This is a genomic window from Mucilaginibacter endophyticus (assembly GCF_003351025.1).
Lineage (GTDB): Bacteria > Bacteroidota > Bacteroidia > Sphingobacteriales > Sphingobacteriaceae > Mucilaginibacter > Mucilaginibacter endophyticus.
In genome coordinates this window covers 1,776,308-1,800,071 of the sequence record NZ_QPCG01000001.1, presented here as the reverse complement: position 1 = coordinate 1,800,071, position 23,764 = coordinate 1,776,308, and the positions used below count along the sequence as shown (strand labels likewise).

The 23,764-nt window shown below is 42.1% G+C and carries 16 protein-coding genes; all 16 read right to left on the bottom strand.

The features are described from left to right. Positions 1-15: 15 nt before the first annotated feature. The 16 genes from DUL71_RS07300 to DUL71_RS07225 all read right to left on the bottom strand — a co-directional run bounded on the left by DUL71_RS07300 (position 16) and on the right by DUL71_RS07225 (position 23,668). A complete protein-coding gene (locus DUL71_RS07300) occupies positions 16-6,333 on the bottom strand; it encodes a non-ribosomal peptide synthetase (RefSeq protein WP_114937402.1) in 6,318 nt (2,105 codons plus the stop codon). 34 nt (positions 6,334-6,367) lie between these two features. Beyond that, positions 6,368-7,990, bottom strand: coding sequence for an MBL fold metallo-hydrolase (locus DUL71_RS07295; RefSeq protein WP_114937401.1), 1,623 nt, complete (start codon positions 7,988-7,990; stop codon positions 6,368-6,370). 2 nt (positions 7,991-7,992) lie between these two features. Further along, positions 7,993-8,712, bottom strand: coding sequence for a thioesterase II family protein (locus DUL71_RS07290; RefSeq protein WP_114937400.1), 720 nt, complete (start codon positions 8,710-8,712; stop codon positions 7,993-7,995). A gap of 16 nt (positions 8,713-8,728) precedes the next feature. Further along, positions 8,729-9,301, bottom strand: a complete 573-nt coding sequence (locus DUL71_RS07285) for a WcaF family extracellular polysaccharide biosynthesis acetyltransferase (protein ID WP_244228713.1) — start codon at positions 9,299-9,301, stop codon at positions 8,729-8,731. A 42-nt stretch (positions 9,302-9,343) separates the two neighbouring features. Beyond that, positions 9,344-10,426 carry an acyltransferase family protein gene (locus DUL71_RS07280; protein ID WP_114937398.1) on the bottom strand — a complete coding sequence of 361 codons (1,083 nt, stop codon included), beginning with the start codon at positions 10,424-10,426 and terminating at the stop codon, positions 9,344-9,346. Positions 10,427-10,453: 27 nt separating this feature from the next. After that, complete coding sequence (locus DUL71_RS07275) at positions 10,454-11,617, bottom strand: glycosyltransferase (RefSeq protein WP_114937397.1); 1,164 nt, start codon at positions 11,615-11,617, stop codon at positions 10,454-10,456. A gap of 3 nt (positions 11,618-11,620) precedes the next feature. After that, on the bottom strand, positions 11,621-12,748 hold the full coding sequence (locus DUL71_RS07270) for a glycosyltransferase family 4 protein (RefSeq protein ID WP_161964389.1): 1,128 nt from the start codon (positions 12,746-12,748) through the stop codon (positions 11,621-11,623). A 103-nt stretch (positions 12,749-12,851) separates the two neighbouring features. Then, entirely contained in the window at positions 12,852-14,237 is a 1,386-nt protein-coding gene (locus DUL71_RS07265; RefSeq protein ID WP_114937395.1) for a hypothetical protein, read from the bottom strand. 11 nt (positions 14,238-14,248) lie between these two features. Beyond that, the gene (locus DUL71_RS07260) at positions 14,249-15,412 is read right to left on the bottom strand and encodes a glycosyltransferase family 4 protein (RefSeq protein ID WP_114937394.1); all 1,164 of its coding nucleotides are present in this window, start codon (positions 15,410-15,412) and stop codon (positions 14,249-14,251) included. Positions 15,413-15,415: 3 nt separating this feature from the next. Then, a complete protein-coding gene (locus DUL71_RS07255; RefSeq protein ID WP_114937393.1) occupies positions 15,416-16,459 on the bottom strand; it encodes a glycosyltransferase family 4 protein in 1,044 nt (347 codons plus the stop codon). A gap of 48 nt (positions 16,460-16,507) precedes the next feature. Then, positions 16,508-17,629 (bottom strand): glycosyltransferase family protein, encoded by a 1,122-nt coding sequence (locus tag DUL71_RS07250; RefSeq protein WP_114937392.1) that lies wholly within the window; start codon positions 17,627-17,629, stop codon positions 16,508-16,510. A 33-nt stretch (positions 17,630-17,662) separates the two neighbouring features. Beyond that, a complete protein-coding gene (locus DUL71_RS07245; protein ID WP_112575019.1) occupies positions 17,663-18,631 on the bottom strand; it encodes a hypothetical protein in 969 nt (322 codons plus the stop codon). A gap of 7 nt (positions 18,632-18,638) precedes the next feature. Continuing rightward, on the bottom strand, positions 18,639-19,196 hold the full coding sequence (locus DUL71_RS07240) for an acyltransferase (RefSeq protein ID WP_208645485.1): 558 nt from the start codon (positions 19,194-19,196) through the stop codon (positions 18,639-18,641). Continuing rightward, positions 19,193-20,497 (bottom strand): MATE family efflux transporter, encoded by a 1,305-nt coding sequence (locus DUL71_RS07235; protein WP_114937391.1) that lies wholly within the window; start codon positions 20,495-20,497, stop codon positions 19,193-19,195. The genes DUL71_RS07240 and DUL71_RS07235 overlap by 4 nt, the downstream gene beginning before the upstream one ends. Positions 20,498-20,561: 64 nt before the next feature. Continuing rightward, on the bottom strand, positions 20,562-22,895 hold the full coding sequence (locus DUL71_RS07230; protein ID WP_114937390.1) for a GumC family protein: 2,334 nt from the start codon (positions 22,893-22,895) through the stop codon (positions 20,562-20,564). Positions 22,896-22,927: 32 nt separating this feature from the next. Next, entirely contained in the window at positions 22,928-23,668 is a 741-nt protein-coding gene (locus DUL71_RS07225; RefSeq protein ID WP_244228712.1) for a polysaccharide biosynthesis/export family protein, read from the bottom strand. Between the last annotated feature and the right edge of the window lie 96 nt (positions 23,669-23,764).

Below are 23,764 nucleotides of genomic sequence, written 5' to 3'. Positions count from 1 at the left end.
ATCAGGTTTTTCGGCTTAGATGTCAACTATTGTAAATGATGATGTTTGGTTGCTTGCTTTATTACTGTTGCGGACGGTTATATATTTACTTAATTCGCTGATGGAGGCGAATTGAAATAAGATGCTAATGGGGATATCTACCGAAAACTCCTTTTCGATGTAATGAACAACCCGCATAGCTAATACCGAGTGCCCTCCCAGTTCAAAAAAGTTATCATGAATTCCAATGGGGCTTACGCCCAGCAATTCCTGCCAGATTTTTGTTAATTGCTTTTCTACCTCATTTCGGGCAGCCACGAAGCCCTGCACAGGCACTGCCGATAACTCCGCCTCAGGCAGGGCACTTTTATTTACTTTACCATTACTTGTGAGCGGGAAACTTTGCATTTGTACCCATAAACGCGGCACCATATAATCCGGCATCTGGCAATGCAGATATTCCTGGAGTTTTTGCTTATCAAGCGTTGTATCTGCAACCACATATCCAGTTAAGCGGTTAACACCGTTTTTATCGGGCCGGGCCAGTACAACAGCCTGGCTAACGAGGCCACTTTGCAACAATACACTTTCTATTTCGCCCAATTCAACACGATATCCCCTGATCTTAACCTGATCATCTGCTCTGCCCCTGTATTCAATATTTCCGTCAGCAAGCCAACAGCCAATATCACCGGTTTTATACATCAGCTTATTGGCGTCAGTGAAAGGGTCTTTAACAAACCTCTGTTTGGTTAATTCAGGCTGATTTAAGTAGCCGCGAGATACGCCTGCACCGCCAAGCCATACTTCCCCAAACACACCTACAGGGTTCAGCTGCTGCGCCGGACCAAGAATATAGGCATTACGGTTGTTTAAAGGTTTACCTATCGGGATTATTCCGTCTGCATTGATTTCAGTTATAGGATAAGTTAAGGAGAACGTTGTATTTTCTGTTGGCCCGTAACCGTTTATCAGTTTTAAATCCGGGTACGTCGATCTGATCTTTTTGATATGTGGCACTGAAAGTTTCTCGCCACCAACTAATATGGTTTTTAATCCTTTAAACACTTCCGGCGCATCATCGGCCAGTTGATTGAACCAGCTTGACGTGAACCACATTACAGTAACTTTATACTTTGTTATCAGGTGTTTAAGCGTTTTGCTGTTGAACAGGTCTTTATCATTACAAAGTATCAGTTTACCACCATTAAGCAGCATACTCCAATATTCAAATGTAGTTGCATCAAATGATGGCGAACCGGTCACCAATAAAGTGTCATTGCTGTTAGCTTCAAAATAGCCTGCATTTTTCACCAGGCTTACAATGTTGCCGTGTTCAACCATTACCCCTTTAGGTTTGCCTGTTGAGCCTGATGTGTACATTACATATGCCAACTGGCTTGGCTCTATAACTGCATTTAAGTTTTCGTTGCTTGCGTTTGCTATTTCCCAATTATTATCCAATTCGATTATCTGAGCATTTATACCATTTAGATTTGCTTTACCTATGTTACTGGTTAAAACAATAGCAGCTTGAGTATCTTCAAGGATGTAGCTGATGCGTTCTTTTGGATAGTCCATATCAACCGGTATATAAACTGCACCTGCTTTTAGGATACCAAGAATGCCCGCCATCATATTGATACCGCGTTCTATGCAAATCGCCACTAAGCTTTCAGTTATTACACCATGTGCTTTTAGATAATTTGCTATCTGGTTGGAACGCTCATTTAGTTCCTGATAGCTTACTGTTTCTCCTTCAAATACCAGTGCGGTTGCTTCAGGCGTTTTTACTGATTGCGCTTCGAAAAGGCTAACGATATTTTCTTCTTGCGGATAGTTTTCCGCTATTTCGTTAAATGAAGCTAATTGCTGCTCTTCTGCTTTGTTAAGCAATTGCAGCTTATTGATCACCGTTGCCGGTTGTATAATTACCGATGTTATCAACTGTGAATAATGGCCTGCCATCCTTTCAATAGTTGCAGTCTCATAAAGGTCAGCATTGTACTCTACCGTGATCCGGATACCATCTTTAGTTTCTTCGGCGTTATAGCTCAGGTCATATTTGCTTGAATACTCTCCTGCACGTTTACCTGTGACTTTGATATCGCCCAATTCAAAGGTTGAGATAACTCCAGCATTTTGTAGCACAAACATCACCTGGAACAATGGGCTCCTGCTCAGATTCCTTTCTTTTACTACCGCTTCTACTACTTTTTCAAATGGCACTTCCTGATGGCTGTATCCTTCAAGCGTAGTTTGTTTTACTTTGCTTAGCAGTTCTGTAAACGACTCTTCTCCGTTGAGGCATGTTCTTAATGCCAGCGTGTTTACAAAAAAGCCGATCAGTTCTGCCGTTTCTTCCCTGTCTCGGTTGGCTACCGGGGTACCTACACAGAGATCTTCCTGGCCGCTATAGCGGTAAAGCAAAACTTTAAATATCGCCAGCAGCGTCATATACAGTGTTACGCCTTGTTCAAGGCTCAGCTGCTGCAGTTTTATTGTTTGTTCTTTATTTATGGTAAACTCATGAACTGCTCCCCTGCTGCTTTGGACAGCCGGGCGCATATGATCGGTTGGCAATTCCAGCGTTGCTGTTCCCGCTAACTTTTCTTCCCAGTAGCTTAGTTTGCTTTGCAGCTTTTCGGCGTTTAGGTATTCCCTTTGCCAGATCGCGTAATCCGCATACTGAATCTCTGGTTCTTTGAGTTGTAGGGGCTCGTTACTGTTATAACTCTCATTGCTGTTATAACTATTGTAAAGTTCGCTGAATTCCGTTACCAGTATCGGCATCGACCAACCGTCTGCCGCGATATGGTGTAGTACCAATAGCAAGATATACTCATTCTGCGCTGTCTGAATCAGCTCCGCCCTCAGCATATCATCCTGTGACAGGTCAAAAGGTCTGTTTACTTCCCGGCGGATATATGCTTTGAGTTCTGCTTCGTTTTCGTTTATCTGGCTTTCCTTTAGCGTCCAGTTGTTAGCTTTAATATATTGATAACCCTGTCCTTCGTGCTCCCTGATCACGGTACGCAGTACTTCGTGCCGTTCTATCACTTCTTTCAGCGCATTTTCTAAGGCATTGATATTTACCTCGCCGGTTAGCTTCAGCACAGCAGGAATATGATATTGAACACTGCCTTCCAGCCTGTCGATAAACCACAATCTTTCCTGGCTGTAGGACAGCGGGATATATTCCGGTCTTGGGTTTACTCTTTGTATCGTGCCTTCTGTTGTGGCATTTTCCTCATCCAGTTGCTTGGCCAAATCCGCGACAGTCGGGGACACAAACAAATCACGAATTTTTAGCTCTTTATTCAGTTCCCTTCTTACCTGCGAGATTACAAGCATAGCTAACAGCGAATGCCCGCCCAACTCAAAGAAATTATCTTTTGTTCCTATTTTCTCTACACCCAGCAGTTCTTCCCAGATTTTTGCTAATTGTTTTTCTGTAGTTGTTTCTGGTGCTGTGTAGCTTTCTTCCTGGCTCGCTTCTGCTTCGGGTAGTGCCCTCTTATCGGTTTTACCGTTGGGGGTTAATGGCAGGTTATCCAATCGTACCCAAAGCCTTGGTACCATGTATTCAGGTAACCTTTCGCCAAGGTATTTTTGCAATTCCTGTTTATCGTAGGCAGCTTCTTCCATCATCACGTAGGCCGTCAGCCTTTTAGTGCCTTGCTTATCCTCTTTAGCCAGTACTACAGCTTGCCTTACGTTTTCGTTTTGCAACAGCACCTGTTCAATCTCGCCTAATTCGATCCGGTAACCACGGATCTTTACCTGGTCGTCTATCCTGCCCAGGTATTCGATATTGCCATCTGGCAGCCATCTGCCCTGGTCGCCGGTTCTGTACAGTTTTGCATTTGCTTCTTCGTTATACGGATCTGCGATGAACTTTTCTTTTGTCAGTTCCGGTTGGTTTAGATAGCCTCTTGCTACCTGTACACCGCCTATGCAGATCTCGCCCGGTACACCGATAGGGCTTAATTCGCCCTCTTTGTTCCTGATCTGAATGCTTGTGTTAGCAATTGGCCTTCCAATCGTTATTATTTTATCTTCACGAACGGGCTCATCCGTAAGCGTTGCACATACCGTATTTTCGGTTGGGCCATAGGCGTTTATCAGCCTCACTCCTTGCGATTGAATATATCTCCCAACGCTTTCATTTAAAGCCTCGCCTGCTGAAACTATTGTTTTAACAGTCCCCAGCGAATCGGCAATAGCTTGTTGAAATGAAGGAGGTATTACCGCCAACTCTACCTTTTGCTTATCAAGCAGTTTCTTAAATTCTTCGGCAGATAGTATTGCTTCTTTTCTGCATAATATCAAACTGCCACCACTCAGCAACGTGTTAAACATCTCATAGCAGGAAGCATCAAAACCGATAGATGCAAACTGCAAAGTGCGCATGCCCGGCGCTAACCTTAATGCTACAGCCTGACTTGCTGCAAGGTTCACAACTCCCCCATGCTCAACCATTACCCCCTTAGGTTTGCCGGTTGAGCCGGAGGTGTACATTACATACGCGAGTTGGTTTGGGTTTATAATAGTATTTAAATTTCCATCGCTTTGAATTGCTATCAAAGGTTCATTGTCCAGTTCCACAACCATAGCATCCAGATCGCGCAGTACCGAACTGCCTGCGCTGCTGCTCAGGATGATCTTCGTTCCCGTATCACCGAGGATATAGTTGATCCTTTCTTTGGGGTAGTCAATATCTACAGGCACATAAGCGGCACCGGCTTTAAGTATGCCAAGGATGCCGCATATCATATCCACACTCCGTTCTATGCAAATTGCTACCAGAGCTTCGCTTCCTACATCTAAACCTTTTAAATAGCTGGCTATTTGGTTTGCTTTTTGATTGAGGACTTTGTAGCTTATAGTTTCGTCATCAAACACAAGTGCAGTAGCTTCCGGATATAAGACCACCTGCTTTTCAAAAGCCGCTATTATAGTTTCATTCCTTGCTATATTTTCATCAGGCTCATGATCGGATGTGCTGAATACAGATAACAGATCGTGTTCCCGTACCGGCAAAATATCGATGCCGTTGATACTTTTATGAAGAAACTCCGGGAACTGGATAATGATATGAAAGATTCGTTCGCCTAAAAGCTCTATCTCCTGTTGGGTGAAATATTCATAACAAAATTGGATCTGCAATTGCAGGCGCTGTTGTTTATGATAATCGCGCCAGCATAATTGCAGCGGTGTGCGTTCGCTTTCGTTGGCCAACCGCCAGATGCTTGATTCAAGCGCTTCGCCAAAATTGATATCAAAATCAAGCGGCTCGTAGTTTACGATAACATCATACAAATTATCAACTGCCGAATTGATTTTAAGCACACGGCCTAAATCTTCTACCAGGTAATTGTAATGGCGATATTCCTGCTTTTGTGTGTTTATTATTCCCGCAAGTAAATCGGTTAAGGTTTGCCCTGAATCATACTCACCTTTAAAAGGAAGCGCTCCTGTAAAAATGCCAACCGTGCTTCGTTGCTGTCTTGATCCGCGTTTGTGAACCGGCAAACCAAATACAAAATCAGTTAAAGGGGTAATTTTACCAAAATAAATAATCAGCGCCGCAATGGTTAACTGTTGTAAACTGGCATTGCAAACCAACTGAATATGTTCGAGCTGGATCTTTTGATTGTCTGAAAGTTCAATGCTATGGGTTGCACCTATTTTACCTTCGTTGTTATATAGGGGATATCTTTTTGAGAGCAACTTTTCGGGACGGGCTTCAATTTTACCTTTCCAGTAATCCCCATCCTTTTGATAGTTTTCTGAATGATAATATTCATTAGCGCGAATGGTCTCCGTTTGATAAGACGGTGCGTTGAATATAAATGGTTGCTCCGTAATCAGCGATTCGTATTTTTTAGCCAGATATTGAATGCTTACAATAAAGCCATAGCCATCGGTAATTAAATGATGATATTTCATTAAAAACCAATACTCATTATCGGCAATCTTTATCAAATAATGCTCAAACGGAAACTTATCACGGGTTAAATCAAATGGAGTACTAAAAGTTTGGCGCATCCATACATTAGCTTCAGCTTCCGGATTGGCCTGAGTACTAAAATCTGCTTCAATCAATTCACAGGCATTATAATCGGCATTGAGCTGATAAACAAAATCTGGTGCTGTTAAATCAAAACTCATTTTAAAAGCATCAAAAACCAGCGGAAGCGAACTCACCGTTTCGTGGAATTTCTCTACGTCCAAATCGCCTTTTAATATGATATAGCCGCCAATATTATATTGCGCGCTATCCATATGTAAAAGTTGGTTTACGTAAACTTCCCGTTGCGCGGGATGTAATGGAAATTGAAGCCCTGACATGCTGCTGTTTTTCTAAAATGCTTAAAGCTGGTGGCTATTGCGCTACAAGATTGTCAACCTGCTTATTATACAATAGCTCCTTTTCGCCGTAAAGGCGTTCGGCAATTATGCCGCGTTCTGTGCATAGCTTTACCAGCTTATCTGATTGTACAATCGGGTTTGATTCGTCCGTGTATTTGATACTGCTGATAAACTCGACCCATGGTTCCTGGCCCATGGCGTACACGTATGCTTCTTTAGGTTGAAAAATATCGATAAGCGCCATTCCTTTATCACAATCGGACCCGGCAAGGCGCCTGCTGCCGTCCATATCCCTCGCCAGTTTTTTGGTAAGCAGCGGACCGTACAACCACGTTAACGGTGCGCCATCACATTCCATACCAATAAAAAGCACATCTACGTTCCCAATAAATTTGTGTACCAGCTCATATAAACGAGGTTCAACAATTCTTGAATCGGCCAGGAAGAGCAGTTTAAAATCGCCTATTTTTACCAGGTAGCAAGCTTTAGTGAGGATATTCATATCGCTATGCTCGCCTATAAAAGGCAAACCGGTGATAATGGCGTCATTAAAATGGATGGTTTGCATTTCGCTGATATCCATCACATTATTAAAGCCAATGTTATTGAACATCAACTTCAGATCAGGATCTTCCAGCTTACCGCTTGATGTACGCGGAACTATCAGGTTTTTGATCTTATGTCTTAAAGGCAACAGGGTTTCAAACAGGATATGATCCTGGTGATTATGGGTGATCAGTACATAGTCAATAGTATCTGGCAGGTCAACGTCCGAAAAATGCTGAACATCCGAACTATAACCATAATAACTAATCAGTGGGTCGACTAAAATGCTGATATCCTTAGTTTCAACCAAAATACAGGCATGGCCAAAATAGCGCATCCTGATCTTGTCGCCGGTATATTTTTCATATGGCGGCGGAGGCGTTTCTGTAAAAAACGTTTTAAATAAAGGTTCCTGCTCCGGCGTGATGCCGCAGATTTCTTTAATAGCCGCGTAGCTATTGGCTGTGCGTTTCATTTTGGCCAAGGCATCAATGCAAGCATGGTCAAACGGTACGTCCAGACTTAAAACATCCGGCTCGTTAAGGCGAGGTGTGCTCAGGCAAAACGGGCGCTCATCATTATTGGTGATCCACATGGCCAGGCTTTGCGAACTCTTGTTATAAAACTCGCTTTGATATAGCAATGATTCAAAAAACCGGAAACCAGGGTTGTTATTACGATCGTAGTATAGCTCAACGTAACCTCTTAATATTTCAGGCACTTTTGGATACAGATCCTCCAAGCCGTAGCCTGTTGCTTCAGCAGCCAATAGCCTGTCTAATGTTTTTATCGCTTTAGCAAACTCAATAACTTTATTCTGTTTTTCAAGCGATTGGTCTTGAAGCTCAGTCACCTCATCAATCCTGCCACCGCCAAAATCCATAAACGGGCCACCTTTCATTTTAGGGTTGAGCACAGCATTAGCGTGGATGGCCGGAGCCATTAAATACGATTCGATAATTGCCAAATGCCTTCCAACTATATTCATGGCGGCTGTTGCCGGAGAGATCAGGTGGCTCCAGGCATACCATTTGTCTACCAGTGGCTCCATTACCACGTTGGGTTTCAGATATAATTGTTCCTCGTTCATGACTAAAATGTTTCTAATTGTTTGATCAGCTTTTCAGCGATAGCATTGATGATAAAAGTCCTGTGCTGCATGATAAAAAAGTGATCGCCTTCCAGCTTTATAAAATCAACAGCGGGGATGCTTTCATTTTGCCACAGCAAAACGTCTTCGGCTTTAAGATCTTCATCTGTACCGGTGATAACCGTAAAAGGGATATTCAGCGGCTCGGCAGCTTTGTGGATATAGGTTTCACTCACCTTAAAATCGTTACGCAAAATTGGTTCAAGAAATTCCAGCATCGCATTATCCTGCAAAATCTCGTCGGGCATTCCGCCTAATATGATCACCTCATCAATAAATTCTTTATGCGGATATAAATGGAACCTTTTTGTTTGACGAGATACTGCCGACGGACCTGAAGCGCCGGTAATAAAGATATGTTTAGGCAACTCGTAGTTATACTCACAGATTTTCACCGCAAGCAAATAGGCAAGTAAACCACCCAGGCTATGACCATATATGGCATAATTACCTTTGCTTAGTATCGGTTTCAGTTGGTTAAACAAATCGTTAACCAGCATATCGATATCTGACGTAAACTCTTCAAAAATCCGCGTTCCCCTGCCCGGGTATTCGAGGGTCGTAGTATTGAACACAGCCGAGTTTTCGATAAACAAAGGCCTGTATGAATACTTGTTCCCTCCAGCAAATGGCAGGCAAACCAAATTGATCTTTTCACTCATTTTTGTTGCTACTGTATTAATCGGTAATGCCTTTTCTAACCCTTATAAAAGAGGCCGGGTTTCCTGAGTAGATACTCCATTGCTCAAGGTCTTTAGTGGCAACAGAGTTAACAGTTAAAATAGAATGGCTATGGCAAACAACGCCGGGACAAACCACGCTTTTTGCGCCAATCCATGTACCATCGTGCAGGGTGATCTTACCCAGGCGATATGGAAAATCTGCTTTCGTGTAGTCATGATTACCGGTAAGCAACATGGCATCCTGCGAGATACAAACGTTTTTTCCGATGCTCACATCTTCCAGATTATCTATCCAAACCGATTCGCCTATCCAAGTATGATCGCCAATGGTCAATCGCCATGGGTTCTTAATTTTAACTTTTGTTTTGATGACAACGCCATTGCCTACCTTTGAACCAAACAACCGAAGTAAAGCCACTTTCATTTTATAAGGCCATGGGAAAGCGCTGTTAAAAATGAAATAGTTGATAAAATACCAAACGGTTACTTTTAATTTATTGCCGTTTTTATAATCGCCAATAGTAAATTTTGAAAGATCCGTTTGCATGGGGTAAATAGTAGTTTCCATTTTTCAATCAGCTGTAACCGATATAATGAATATTTGACAGGATTATAATACAGCGAAGTCTGGCTCTTTAGGCGCCCGCTTCTTGTTAAATAAATTCAGGATCAGGTTTTTACAAGGCATTTCAACAGTAAAATACAAAACGCTGCAAAAGGCTATGAGCGCAAGTGTGGCAACTATTAAGGCCGGCCATGTGCCTATGGGCATCACAAACATTTTAAAGTAATTCATGAAGGGAGCCTGAAAAATATAGATACTGTAACTGATGTCACCTAAAAAAATCAATGGTTTTGCGCTAAAGAAGGTCGTATCTTTTTTCTTAAAGCTGGTGATGGCCAATATCATCACAAAATAAACCGGCGACAGCAAACCATTTGCAAGCACGTAATAACCGGGTACATAAAACTTAACCAGGAATACGATTGCAATACATAGTATCACTGTTATTAATGAGTTTATCTGATTTCTGAAAAAACGTGCCTTTCTGTCAAGAAATACCTTACCGCATAACATCCCCAACATAAAAATTGAGATCAAGAATACAGGATTAAGGCGCAGTCCAGTAACAACCAATTTAGGAATGGTAGGCAAATGAAGTTCAGTTAAATATGATAAAACCAGCGTTAGGCAATAGGTGAAAATGAAATATACCCAAGCCACTGTTTTAAACCGTGCCTCGTTTTTGCGCATATAAACAATAAGAAACGGAAAGAAAAGGTAAAAGAAAAACTCGCACGAAATTGTCCAGCCTGGAGCGTTAAACGCGCCAACGTACAACCAGCGTTCAATTCCCAAAACCTCAAATATCAACCTGTATTTTACTGTAGGGGTATCAATAGTTTTAATGCAGTAATGAAAAATAGCCTGTGCCAGCAGCGCTAAAAAGTATAAAGGATAGATACGTGCAAAGCGCTTTACATAAAATTCCTTTCTCGCAAACTCGGTATTTTCGCTTTTAAAATACCTCGCATTTGCAACAATCATTACAAAGCCCGAGATAAAAAAGAAAAAGTTAACCGCTTCGCCGCCATTGTAAGAAAAAAATGTAGGGCTGCCAAAGTGATACCAAACCACCATTATTGCGGCAATAAAACGTAAAATATACAGTGTATCGGTATTTCTTTCCATAGCGATGTAATTGCGTGTGAATTAGTTTTAGCTGGCTACTATTTGTTGGTATATCTTTTCAATTTCATTCAAGGTAACATCGGTATCAAACCGGCCTACGTTTATGAAACCCTTGCTAATGATCTCGGTACGTTGTTGTGCCGATGACGTTAAAACAGTATTTAACAGGTTACTTGCGGTTTGCAACCATTCATTTAGATCAGCTGCGTTTTGAGGCTGACGAGGGATGTAAAATGCCGCGTCTCCTCCTACTTCCGTCATGGGTGCTTCACCGGTTGTTATAACCGGGCATCCTGAAGCCATCGCCTCGGCAATGGGCCAGCCAAAACCTTCGGCAAGCGAAGGGAACAAAAGCACAGATGCACCGGCATAAGCGTTTCTTACAAACAGGTCGCTTTTACCCGAAAGTAAGTGGATATCATTTTTATATGGCGACTGGTCATATTCAGCGATGATTTTGGGATTAGGTGACGCCCCTAACATTAATAACGATAGCTTATAGTTGCTCTTTGCCCGCCAGGCATTGTAGATCTGAATTACTCCGGTACGGTTTTTATACCATTGGTTACCCCCGATGTGCAATATATAGCCGCCGTTGAGATCAATATTTGTTTCCGTGCTCAACTGCATCCGCACAAGGGTTACTTCAGAAGATGTAAACTCCTGGTTTAAACCGTTATATACAACTTCTGATGCTGTAGGTTTTGAACCTAACATCTGGTGCAGATCACTTTGTGTTTTAAGCGAAACCGAAATAAAGTTTTTGCCTTTGCTGTATCCGTTCCGGATATATTGCTGGTATTTTTTCCCGCTATTGCCTGTTTTGTTTTCGGCGATCATACCTAACGCGGATTGCTGTGCTAAAAAATCGTGACAGTGAATCACATGCGGTCTTTTAACTACTAAAGGTATCCAGGGGCCAAGTGCATGATCTGTAAATACAAACAATGTATCTGCCGGATATGCCTTTAGCCGTTTGCGAACCTGCCCTGGGAACAAAATGTACTGATCGATATAGCCGAGCCATTTTTTTAAGCTCTTTGGCACGCCGAGATTGTAAAAGAAGGCTTGAGGTGTCCAAACTTCGATTTCGTGGCCTCGTTGCTGCATACCGTTGGTTAGCATATTTGCAAACCGGGGCATACTTTGCGAACCTAAAAACGAAGGATGCGTAAAGAAAACGATGCGCATAATTTAAACGGCTACAGCTTTGCGTTTGCCTTTATTAACCTTGTTTATCAAATCGAGCATCGAGTCGCGGTGTGCGCGCTGCTGAAATTTTAAAGAGATCTTACGTGAGTGATCGCTGAATTGCTGGCGTAACTGCTGATCGTTGATCAGCTTTATAACTTTCTCTGAGAGCTCCCGGATATCACCAAAGTTATACACATAACCATTCTTGTTTACCTGAACGTCGTCAGTATCGCCGTAACTGCCACATGTGCTGCTCAAAATTACCGGGCATCCCATGTAAATGGCTTCGCTTATAGCTAAAGAGTGCGGTTCGATGCTGGCTGGGTGTACGTAGGCATCAATGGCAGCGTAATATGCAGGCAAGCTCAACGGATCAACAAAGCCTGTGAAATGAGCTTTGTTAACCTTTAATTGTTCGGCTTTTTGCTTTAAACCATCAAGTGTTTTACCCGAGCCCAGGATAAACGCATGCGCTTTTTGACCTTTACTCTCCAGGTCTATTAAAAGATCTATCAGGTGTTCCTGGTTTTTCCAGCTTACCAGCTTACCAACCACGGCTATCACAAAATCATCTTTCGGGATGCCGTATTGCTCGCGGATCTGGCTACGTAAAGCGGCTTTGTTTTGGTAAGCATCGGCATATACATCAACATCAATTGGGTAATGCATCCTGATGAACTTTTTTTCGGGTACACCGTAAAGTTTAAAATATGCTTCATTCGCGTCGCCAACGGTAAAAAAGTAGTTTACCTTGTTATAGTATTGCCTTAGCAAAAAGAATTTAGCCAAAAGCTTATACCATTTACGGCGCTGGCGGTTTTCAGAATCGGTAATGTAAACAATAGGCACATTATTGGCTTTTGCCCACTTGTGCGCCCTACGCTGCACCTTTTGAAAATGCCCGTAAGTGATGATGGCATCCGGATGATAAGCATCCAACTCCTCAGTTATAGACGGGGCATCAAGCTCCTTTGTTGATGGCAGAACCTGCTCGCCATTCAAAAATTCATGATCAAATTCGTCTAACCTGAGGTTATTCCAGGATATTTCCTGCCCGAAATTTTTGTCGACGTATTTTTTGTAGCCCAGCATCGAGGCAAAAAACAGCTTTACTTCAACATCCTTCATTTTTGTAAAGCTTATATACTGCGGACAAAAATGTTGGATTGGGTGGGATACAACTATGGCTACCCGAAAATTATTGTTTGACATAAGATTATAATGAGAATATCTATATCGCGAAAACCGATTCTGGTTCCGGCTTTGACACCTTTAGTTCTTTTTGCTGCTGCTCGTCGTAGTTTTTGATGATTACTACGCTGCCAATGGCCAGCCATAACCAAATATTGAGTGGCGGGTTTCTGGCTACCACGCCAAACGAGGCCGTCATGATAATGTAGGCCAATAAAAATGAAACAACTATACTCAGTTCTTTACTCTTCATCTTTTGCCAAAGATTAAGGGCGAAGAAAATAAGGCCAACTCTAAACGCATACCAGCTTATGGCAAGGTACAATCCGCCCTCATAAATTGTTGTATCAAGGTCGCTTTCTGTACTAAAGCCTTTCGATTTGATATCGTTAGCATAATAACTTATCCTTTCTGATCCGTTGCTCATTACACCCAAGCCATTACCAAACAGCACAGCAACAATGTCCTGTTCAAATACCCAGTTTGTCCAATTTAAAAAGCCATCCTGTACCCTGCCCGAGATTTCGTTGGTTTGCGAACCATCACCGTGGTCGCTTGAACGCTCATCGTATGCGGCAAAAAACTCGGGTTTAACAGCACGGATCCCTCCTAATAAAACAGCAAACGCCGCGATGCCAACCAATGCTCTTGTTATTATTTTTCCAGGCGCTTTTACCGCCGAAAAGGCCAGCCCGCCGACAAAGCAAAAACCGCAACCCAATACAGCGGTACGCCCACCTGTTATGAATATGCCAATGATCAATGCGATGCTTGCAGCAATCAATAAAGCCATTTTTTTAAACCCACTTTTTTCCTTTGTTTTATTGGGCCAAAAGAAACAAAGTGTTAAAAACGTACACACAAAATTCAGAAACCAGGAATATTGCCCTGTAAATGAAAATGTTGAACTAACCCGAAGACGACCGGCAGCAGAAAAACCCTCTAAAGAATTTCCATCAACACTCATGTTCAACCAGTGCGTGGCCGGCAACGAGTTTTGTATAATGGCAACTACTGACGTAGGCACTAAGGCCAGAGTAATGATCAGCACAAACTGTTTAAACTCTTCAATTTTATCGGCCGGAAAAGCGAAAGGCATCAGGACCCCAACAATCGGGAACAGCAGGTATTGCTTTAATCCAAAAATGCTTAAAAGAGCATCGTGAAAGAGGGTAAACAAAACCAGCGGGGCAAACACCATCAGCATTACTTTCCATTTTTGCACCAACCTGATGGTCAAGCCGGATAGTTTTGCATTTTTAATCAATACCAAACCAATAATGCATAAAATGTCCTTTAGGAAGAAAATAAGCATGCCTGCTGCCGGCACCAACTTGCGGACAACCCCCTCAAAAATAAGCACTAACACTATAATATATAGCAGTTGCTTACAGCGTACCCTTAATCTCTCCTGAGCTTTGTTCATGTATATTTTCTTTAAAACCTGGCGGTAAATACATCATTAAGTGATGCTACCAACAAACGCCCGGTTTCGTCCCAACCTTTAAGGCTGCTGGCTTTTTTAACCGCTTTTTCTTTCATCGTGTTATAAGCATCCTTGTCATCAGCAAGCAACTGCAGTTTTTCAAGGATACTATTGCTATCCCTTATCGGCACTATAAATCCTTCTTCGCCGTTGGTAATAATGTCGTCAGCTCCTGTGTTTTCGGTGGCAATTATTGGTACCCCAAACGATAGGGCTTCACCTAATACCAAAGCAAGTCCCTCTTCTATAGATGGCAGGCAGAAAACACATGCGCCTTTATAAGCGGCATTAAGCTCCTCACCTTTTAATATGCCGGTAAATATTACATCTTCCGGTATTACAATATCATTTAAACCGTTAGGGTTATTTTCCGGGCCTACTATCATCAGTTTTTTGTGGGGATGATTAAGCTGTTCAAAAGCTTTGATCAGATATCTTAAGCCTTTGCGTACCGAAATGCTGCCGACGTATAAAACCACAAACTCTTTTTGCTCTTTTTCAGCATTTACTGTAGTACCAGTAGTTAACTGGCTAAAGCCGTAAGGTACCCGCAGTAACATTTTTTCGGAAAAACCAGCTTGAATAAAGCTCCTTTTCACAAAGTTGGACGGAAGCAATATGTAATCGGCCAGCTGGTATTCGGCTAAGCGCCTTGCTTTTTCTTTAGCATGAAATGGCACCCACGGCAAACCCAATGATTCATATTCTTCTTTCATTAAATCTTCCTGGTATTGCACATGGCTGTTAACGGCCTCCACTATAACTATCTTGCCTTTTTTTCGGGCTGCTTTGCTTGTGTTTAAGCCGCTACCATTGTAGTACATGAAGATATCAGCCCCGTCGAGATAGCGTTTGCAAGCGTTGTCCTGTTCAATTTTAGCCAGGTAAGCAATCTGCCTGCTTACCGCAACCGGAATTTTTGACCTTAAACTAATCAGGTAAGCTGTTTGAAGAAAATCTTTACGAACCAACTCGTCACCTAATTCGTCAAGCGCTGCCCGGGGGCTTAATCTTGAGAACCCGCTTACAAACTTGTGCAGCACCCCAGCCTCATGAAGCATGCGTGCATAACGATAGTGATGACTACTGTTAGGCGATGTATATATTACTTTCATGTTTTAACTTACCGATGCTTGTATAATGTCAAAATACTGCTGAGCAACTACTTCGCTGCTATGCTCCTGTAAATGCTTATTTGCTGCCGCTTTCAGGCGTTGTTGTAATGATGTATCTGTTAACACGTTGGTAATTGAGTTTACCATGTCATCAATATCGCCCCTTTTAAAAACCACCCCTGCATCACCAACCGCGTCAGGCAAGCCGCCACCATCAGAAACTACAGGGATGCATCCGCAGGCAAGACCTTCTAATGCTACTATTCCAAAGGGTTCTTCCCACCGTGATGGTACCAGCAGATAGTTATGTTGATTTAAAGATGCCACCAATCTTTCGCCGGTTAAACTTCCTTCAAACGTTACCAGATCTTCAATTTCCAGATCTTTCACATATTGCCTCAGTTTGGCAAGATCTTTCCCTTCTCCTATAACGGTCAATGAAATATCGCCGAGGAGTTGATTTGCATGCTCCTGTTTTAATTTACTGATTGCCTCAATCGCCATGTCGGCCCCTTTGTCAGATACTACCCTTCCTAAAAAGACAAAGCGTTTAGTCCGCTGGGCTTCTGCGTTAGTCCTTACAAAAAGTTTGTCGTTGTAGGCGTTTTCTACTACTGTAGCTGCCGGCCAGCATTTTTTCCGGAGCGCATCACTTACTGTGATCACTTTAGTGGCCTTTTTAAGCCATGCATATTTGAGCTTTGCCTGCAATGATTTTGAACCGTCTTCATTACTAAGCCAGGTATTTAAAACCACTACCAACCGTTTGTTGAAAAACGCGGCAGGCCATGACAAACGTAAAACCGGGCTATTTTCAAAAACCACATCGGCCCAGGCATGCTCACTTATTATCTGCAACAAGCCCGGGTTGCGAACAATTCTGTAAGGAAATTCTTTTGTTCCAGAGGCTTTTGTCCAGGTGAGCAGGTGCACAATTGCGCCCTTAGCGTGAAACGCCCCCGCTAAAAATTCGGCGTTAGCTTCCGTACCACCCAGATCAGGATAAAATTTATGGGTTATAAATAGAATTTTTAAAGGCTTAAGCATATTGGTTTTATTGCTTGGTAAACACGGACTATTATATCGCTATGATTATCAGCTTGCTTTAAACATTGTCAGGTACTGCCCTGCTACACTTTCCGGGTTGTATTTTTCAGAAAAACCGGTATCCTGATTTATAAATTTTTCAATGTTATTAATCCTTTCCACTTGTTCTACCTCGGCAGTTTTTTGATCATCAGCAGCAATGTTGTCTCTTAAAACTATAACCGGGCATTTATTGTAAAGGGCCGCGGCAATACTTCCGCTTTTTTCAAATAGTACCAGGGGATGATTGGCGAGGCTTACATCGCATAAACTGAAGTAATCGGCAATATCCTGAGCATCCCATGTACCCAATACCGTCATGGGGATCTTGGTAGTTTGTGCTAACCGTTCAAACTGTTCGTCGATACCGGAGCTTTTACCTACATGTGTGATCACCAGCTTCTTTTTCATTTCCTGGCTAACATGCTGTGCTAAGCGGATAAGTTTTGAATCAAGCTGATCGCGATAGTGAAACCCACCAAAGAAGGTGGCTAAAACGTAGTCAGAACGGTTACTTTGAACTTCGGTCGGTAATTGCTCATATATTTTTCTGCCTGATGGATTGCCAATAGGCATGTTACTGAATATCGGGATCTTATTGGCTTCTATGCCTGCTTTTGCAAGGCAGTTTCTGTAAAACGAGTTTGAGGTTGAAATACCGGCAGGCTTTAATGTTTTTACCAATGCTGATATCGCCAATCGCTGGAAAAAGCCAGTTATTTTATCTTTAAAGGTACTTTCGTTTGATTCTCCTATCCAGATCTCGTGAAACATGATATGGACGTTGGCTTTTATCTTAACCTTTTTGAGTTGTTTTACCAGGTTAAAGGTTATGCCCCTTTTTTCGAAAGAATAGCAAACGTATTGTAAACTCAGCCAATCAGGATTAAAGGCATCTAATACGGTTTGAAAAGCTTTATGGCGTTCCTGCTCAGGCATTGATTTCGGGAACCTTGTTATTCCGAAATTGTTGGTGCTATCTTCAGTTAACTCGTTTATATGCCTGTCATTTAACGCCACAAGCATAACGTCATGACCAGTTTTACAAAACTCCGCTGCTAACCTTCTTACGTAATCTCCTACTCCATCAAGACCAGGCTCCAGCGAAGCGCAAACAAGTAAAATTTTCATATAACCGGTAGAATAGTATAAAAGGCTGCAGGTTTAGTTTCTCGTATAAAATCTGCCTATAAACGCACCCATATTTACAACGAGGCTTTTCCGCTGAACATAATTATTGTTGAATATTGAAATCGGATGATCAACACATTTCCAGTATTTCTTATCAACGCTTCTCGGGCTAATTCCCAAAAATGATTGTTTCAAAAATTTAATTTTCCATGGTTTGGGATTTCCTAAAGCATGAAGCATTAGTGTGGCACCTCCTTGCAAACCCATGCCCTCTTTACCTACAAAGCTCACAACTCCGTCCCACGCTGCAATAGCTATGTTCAAAGCATCCTGATCAGTTTTACTGAAAGGCGCATAATCGCCCGCGTGCTCTTTTGCAAGATTGGCTTCGCCAGGGAATGGCGCCCGGCTTAATCCGCCTATTACGGGGCCAATTTTTTCCTGGATCATTATCCAGGTATCAACTAAACCGATATCTTTTTTATTGACACCTATAAACCCCGAATTCACATAGATATCCCGGTTCAGGTCAAGATCAATATTAAACTGTCCGAAATACTTCTTCCAGGCCATTTTACGGGGATGATTGGGAGGAAGTGGCGAATTCACATCCTCACAAACTGTAACACCAAAAGACACCCATTCTTCGTAAAAATCCCAGCTGTAATCTAAAATGATATCCGGGTCGAAATAAAAGATATTGTCCACTTGCTGTGCAGGGCCTTCAAAAAGCCACTTCAAAAAATCAGGTTTATAATTGGCTAAGTGGTAGCTGGTTTTCAACTTAACAAAATGGATGTTTATATCATCATTAACCTTAAAGGTTGCCAATTGCAGATCGCCAAAGACAGACGAAGTTGTTGTTTTAGCCCAGGGAGGCAACTCGCCTAAATAACCGGCATAGATATCACCTTTATAGCCATGCTTATAAAGTGAATTGACAAATGCCGCGACACCGAGGTGGTAATGTCCTTCGAAAAGCGTACAAATAACTGATTGCATAGGTGTTTTATCTGTTTTTTATAAAGCGGGCGGGTGTACCGGCCCATATCTGGTAATCGGGAATTGATTTGTTAACCAAAGAACCTGCCCCCACGATACTGCCCTCTCCAATAGTTACCCCCTGAAGGATAATACTATGCGCGCCAATCCATACATCGTTCTTTAAAATTATTGGTTTGTGTATCACAGGTTGCTGATTGATGGGTAAATCGCGCTTCATTTCGCGGCCGGCATCAACAAATGTGGTATTGGCTGCTATCAGACAATCATCGCCGATTGTCAGGCCTAAGGTTATGTTAAAATCGCATCCGTGGCCAATAAATACGCGCTCTCCAATTTTCACAAAATTGGTTTCGGCAAATGGCTGTGGGGTTTTAAAAACAACGTCATCTTCTATTACACTTTCGTTTCCAACGCTGATCTTGCCTGGCCATTTACATTTTATTTTGCCTAATACTACCCCATTGTTAATCTGCATGCCTAAAAACTTATAGTACTTTTTCCGGAGCGATATACTAACATTGCTAAGTTTATGCCTTAGCATGGCAGGGTATCTTTGTTTCATGAAACTGCTGGTTTGGGTAGCCTGGATACCCTGTAAATGAAGTATATAATTAAGATTACAAAAGCAAGCAAAAAGTCGACTATGGAAAACATCAACACATTGGTAGTTTTTGAAAGATCCATAGTAACAATGAGGATTAACTGGAACAATATGTTCACCGAAAGGTTAATGATCGGTTTTATGATCCATCCGCGCGAAACCAATACCGAATAAGTAACGCCTGCCAGCATGGTAAGGCAGCTTGATATCGTGAGCAATAATATCTCTTTGTTAAGGTTTGAGTAGCCTTTACCCAAGATCCAGAGCACTTGTGCCGGAAACAACATTACGATAATGATGATTATAAAGCTGATGGCAAAAAGCGCAGCTTCTATTTGAATAAAGCGCTGCACCAACAAATTCTTTTTCTCCGGCAGGCGGGCAAAGCGTGGCACCACCAGCGTACTGAACAAAGTAGTAAATACAGTTAATGCCGTAGTCAGGCGGCTCAAGGCCCCCACATGCGCTATAGATTGCGTATTGCCAAAAACCGAGATCAACCAAATCGTGATCTGCCCCGACACACAAAAGTAGATAGCGCCAGGCAGCGACCGTTTTACGATGGCAAGTATCTCCTTCTCGACTGCTGGATCTGCTTTTTGTTCAGGATCTGCATACTCTGCCGAGATTTTACGTAGCCTGATATTGGCCCACATACGGGGGATACCGTTACCCAATATGGCTATAAAGGTGAACGGGAATACCAAAAGCGATCCTACCATCAATACAAAACGACCAAGTCCGGCAGAAAGCTGATTTTTTTGGAGTTTGTTTATACCCTGGTGAAGTTTAGATGCTGTTTCGAGCAGTGTATCACTCAAGGCCGCAAAAAATGATGGAATGATTGCCAACACAATTAAACCCGAAGCAATAAGCGAAGCACCGTTACGGATGAGCAGGTAAAACAGGATTGGCAGAGAGATTAGAAGGCTAAACATGCCGAATATTTTACGAAGCTTAAGTCCGCTGGCAATTACGGTTCCGAGTTTTTGGCGATCTTGCCAAACCTTGCCTCCCTGGGCCATCACTCCTGATGAAATTCCACCATCGGCCAATACGGTCATTGTGCCAAGCATTGTATTGGCCAGCGTATAAAACGCATATTCGGTTGTTGGTAATAACCTTACTATCAATATTCCGGTTACTAATCCCAGTAACTGAATAATTGCCTGGGCCGAGAATGTGACAGCTATAAGTTTAGTCCATTGCTGCCATTTAGCAAATTTATTATCGTCAACAACATCGCTTGTTAAACTTTTCATATATCAGGCGATAGTTTATGAAATGGGGCTATTAATTGCATAATAAATAGATGGGAAGTTAAGATTAAAACCGGCTCGCAAATTTTTTCATCCGGCTTTTCACGCTTTTTGCGGGCTCTTTTATATAACTATTTTTCTGATAGATATAGCTATTAGCGCTTTGCTCGCTTTTCACTGCGTTAAAGATCAGCTTCATGCGTGGCAGCTTGTTTTCTGCCTTTAATTCCCTGATAAATTCCAGTTCCTGGTTAGGGGTATAATCCTGACGGATCACGTACAAGCAAAGATCACACATATGGGCAATGATCATCGCGTCGGCCAAGATGTGAACCGGCGGTGTGTCAATAAGGATATGATCGTATTTTGCTTTCAGATTGATTATAAGCTCAGCTAATTGTGTGCTTTCAAGTAACTCGGAAGGATTAGGAGGTATCGCGCCGCCACAAATGATATCCAGATCTTCAGAGATGCTTGAACGCTGTATGATCTGGGTCTGCGTAGCATTACCAATAATAAAATCGGTTACACCTGCCGCTGATGGATTTAAGTTAAATCGTTTGGCGAGCGTGGGTTTTCTCAGGTCCAGCTCAAGAAGTACTGTTTTTTTCCCGGCTATTGCCAATACCGTTCCGAGGTTACTCAATACAAAACTCTTACCCTCGCCCTGCATACTTGATGTAAAAATGGTGGTTTTGCCGGGGTTATTATTGTTTTTGTGCAGGTAAGCCAATTTAGTCCGGAGATCACGGAATTGTTCGCCGATAAAGGTTTTTTGATTGAGCACAACTATTGGCTCATCAGTTCCAGATTGCACAATTTCAAGCAAAACCGGTAGCCCCGTTGCTGAAACCACTGAGCCTTTACTTGAAACTTTATTCTTTAATGCTGTACGGCCATATACCATTCCTACCGGAAAAACGAGTCCCAATATTAACGCCGTGGCATAAACAGAACCAGGTATAGGTGTTGGCGGACCGCCTACGTGAGCTTGTTCAATTACCACCGCATCAGAAATTGTTGAAGCGTAATCCAGGCTTAGCTCTTCTTTTTTTTGTAGCAGATAGATGTAAAGATTCTCTTTAATACCCTGCATACGTTTTATGTCGCTCAAATCTCTTTCGGCGCCTGGCAATGCGCGAATATTTGATTTAAACCCTGAGCCTACATTTTGCAAACTTTGCAGGGTAGCTACCAACGATGCCTTTGTGGTTTTCAGGTTTTCACGCAACGATACCCTTGTAGCGTTTATTTGCTGGTTTAGCGGATTAAACAACGGGTTATTTTCCGGTAAAGTGGTTAATAACTTCGTTTTCTCCATCTGCAAATCAGTAAGCCTGTCTGTTAATGATTGCAGGGTTGCATCAGAAAACCCTATAATTGAGGGCATAGTGCCTTTACCATCGTTGGAGTTCAAATAGCGATCTATACCGTCAAGCACACTCAGCTGAATCTTCAGATCGTTAACTTGCTTTTCATTGGTTTGAGCATTACCTACGTATACCGATGATTGATCAGCTAATTCGGTAATTCCCCGCGCGCTTTTATAACCCTGATATTTACTTTCTACATTATTTAGCTCGCTGGTGATCGATCCTAAACGCTCTTCAACAAACTTAATGGTATTTTGAGTCGATCTGCGTTTTTGCTCAACTGAGGCCGCCATATATACCCTTATCAAGTCGTCAATAATTTCACGCCCTCTTTCGGGTACTTCATCATCCAGCCTGAAAACAACAACCGAACTCTTGGCTACCGGCGATTCATGAATGGCGCCCTGATAATAGCCAACTACATCATCTATTTCGCGTAATCTAATACGTACTGTTTTACCGATGTATTGTTTGAAGTCGGCTGTTTTATCAAGCCTCCAGGTACCAAAGCTATTGGTTAGGTTATTTTGGAATGCAAACCTGATTAACTTACCGCTTGGCTGCTTTATCAGGTATGTGCTGTCACTTTCAATTACAATATCGAATAATGAATTCAATGAGCCTTTTCCGCGGCTGATTAACTTAAACTGTACTGGCGTGCTTGAATAAATATCCTGGTATGAGTAATATGGCGTTTTTTGAAGATAGGTAACCCATAACTGCAAATCTTCAACAACCTGCCTTGTAACAGGAATTGAACTCATAAGGCTCATTTGCTCATCTATACCGCTCTGGTTTTCAGTTAAATTAATAGCTTCCAGGGCGGCCTTATTGGCTTCCTTTTGCTGATCCTTAACCATCACCTTACCAAATATCTGATAAACAGGCCTTTTATATTTTAAATAGAACACCGCAAGGCAAAAACATATAACAAAAAAAATCAGGAATAAAGGCCAATGAAACAATAACCGGTTAAAAAAATTACTGATTTTAGCCGATCCGGCATCATTTGAATTAGAAGCGTCCATAATATTTGAAGGTATATGTGTATTTTTTGCAGTTATTTACTTACTTGTATAGCAATCAAAATCAATGACGCTATTGAAATCACAATTGGGAGTACTTTAACAAATGTGCTTTGGGTTGCAAATTTGGCTTTACCGGCTTCAACGTAAATCAAATCGTTGCTTTTGAGATAATAATATGGCGATTCAAACAGCCTTGGCGAAGTAAGGTCGATATTTATATATTTCCGTTTGCCGTCAACTTCTCTAACCAATAAAACATTTTTGCGATTAGCCGTAGCGGTAAGATCGCCGGCCTTGCTAAGCGCGTCGGTAATTGAAAAGCGCTCGCCATCAACAGTAATCACATCTGGATGGGCCACATCGCCTAATACCGAAACTTTAAAATTGGCGAAAGCCAGTGATACTTCAGGCTCTTTAAGATATGGCGAAATCTTACCTTTTATAAGGGCAGCAGCGTCTTCAAGTGAAAGCTGACCAACTTTTACGCCGTGTACCAAAGGCAATTGGATTTCGCCATCTTTATTTACCAGGTAGCCATCATTTGCCGACGCTGTAGAACTGCTGCTACCATCTTTGCCCTTAGCAGTTGTTACTGCGCCGCTGTTAAAAATGGCAGATCCGTCTGAATTCAAACTTTTAACGCTTAATGATAAAACATCACCAGGCTGTATGGTTGGCGGGGAAAAATTGGTGATTTTATAAGCCATCTCCGGGTTTCTATCCAATCCCTGAAAGTAACTGTTCTCCTTATAGCTGGCGCAGGATGTCAGCATTACCATTAAAATTAAAAATGTTGTTAATAATTGATTTTTCATCATGATCGATTTAATTATTTCTTGAAAAAGATGGGTCACGGATTTATCTCCAGG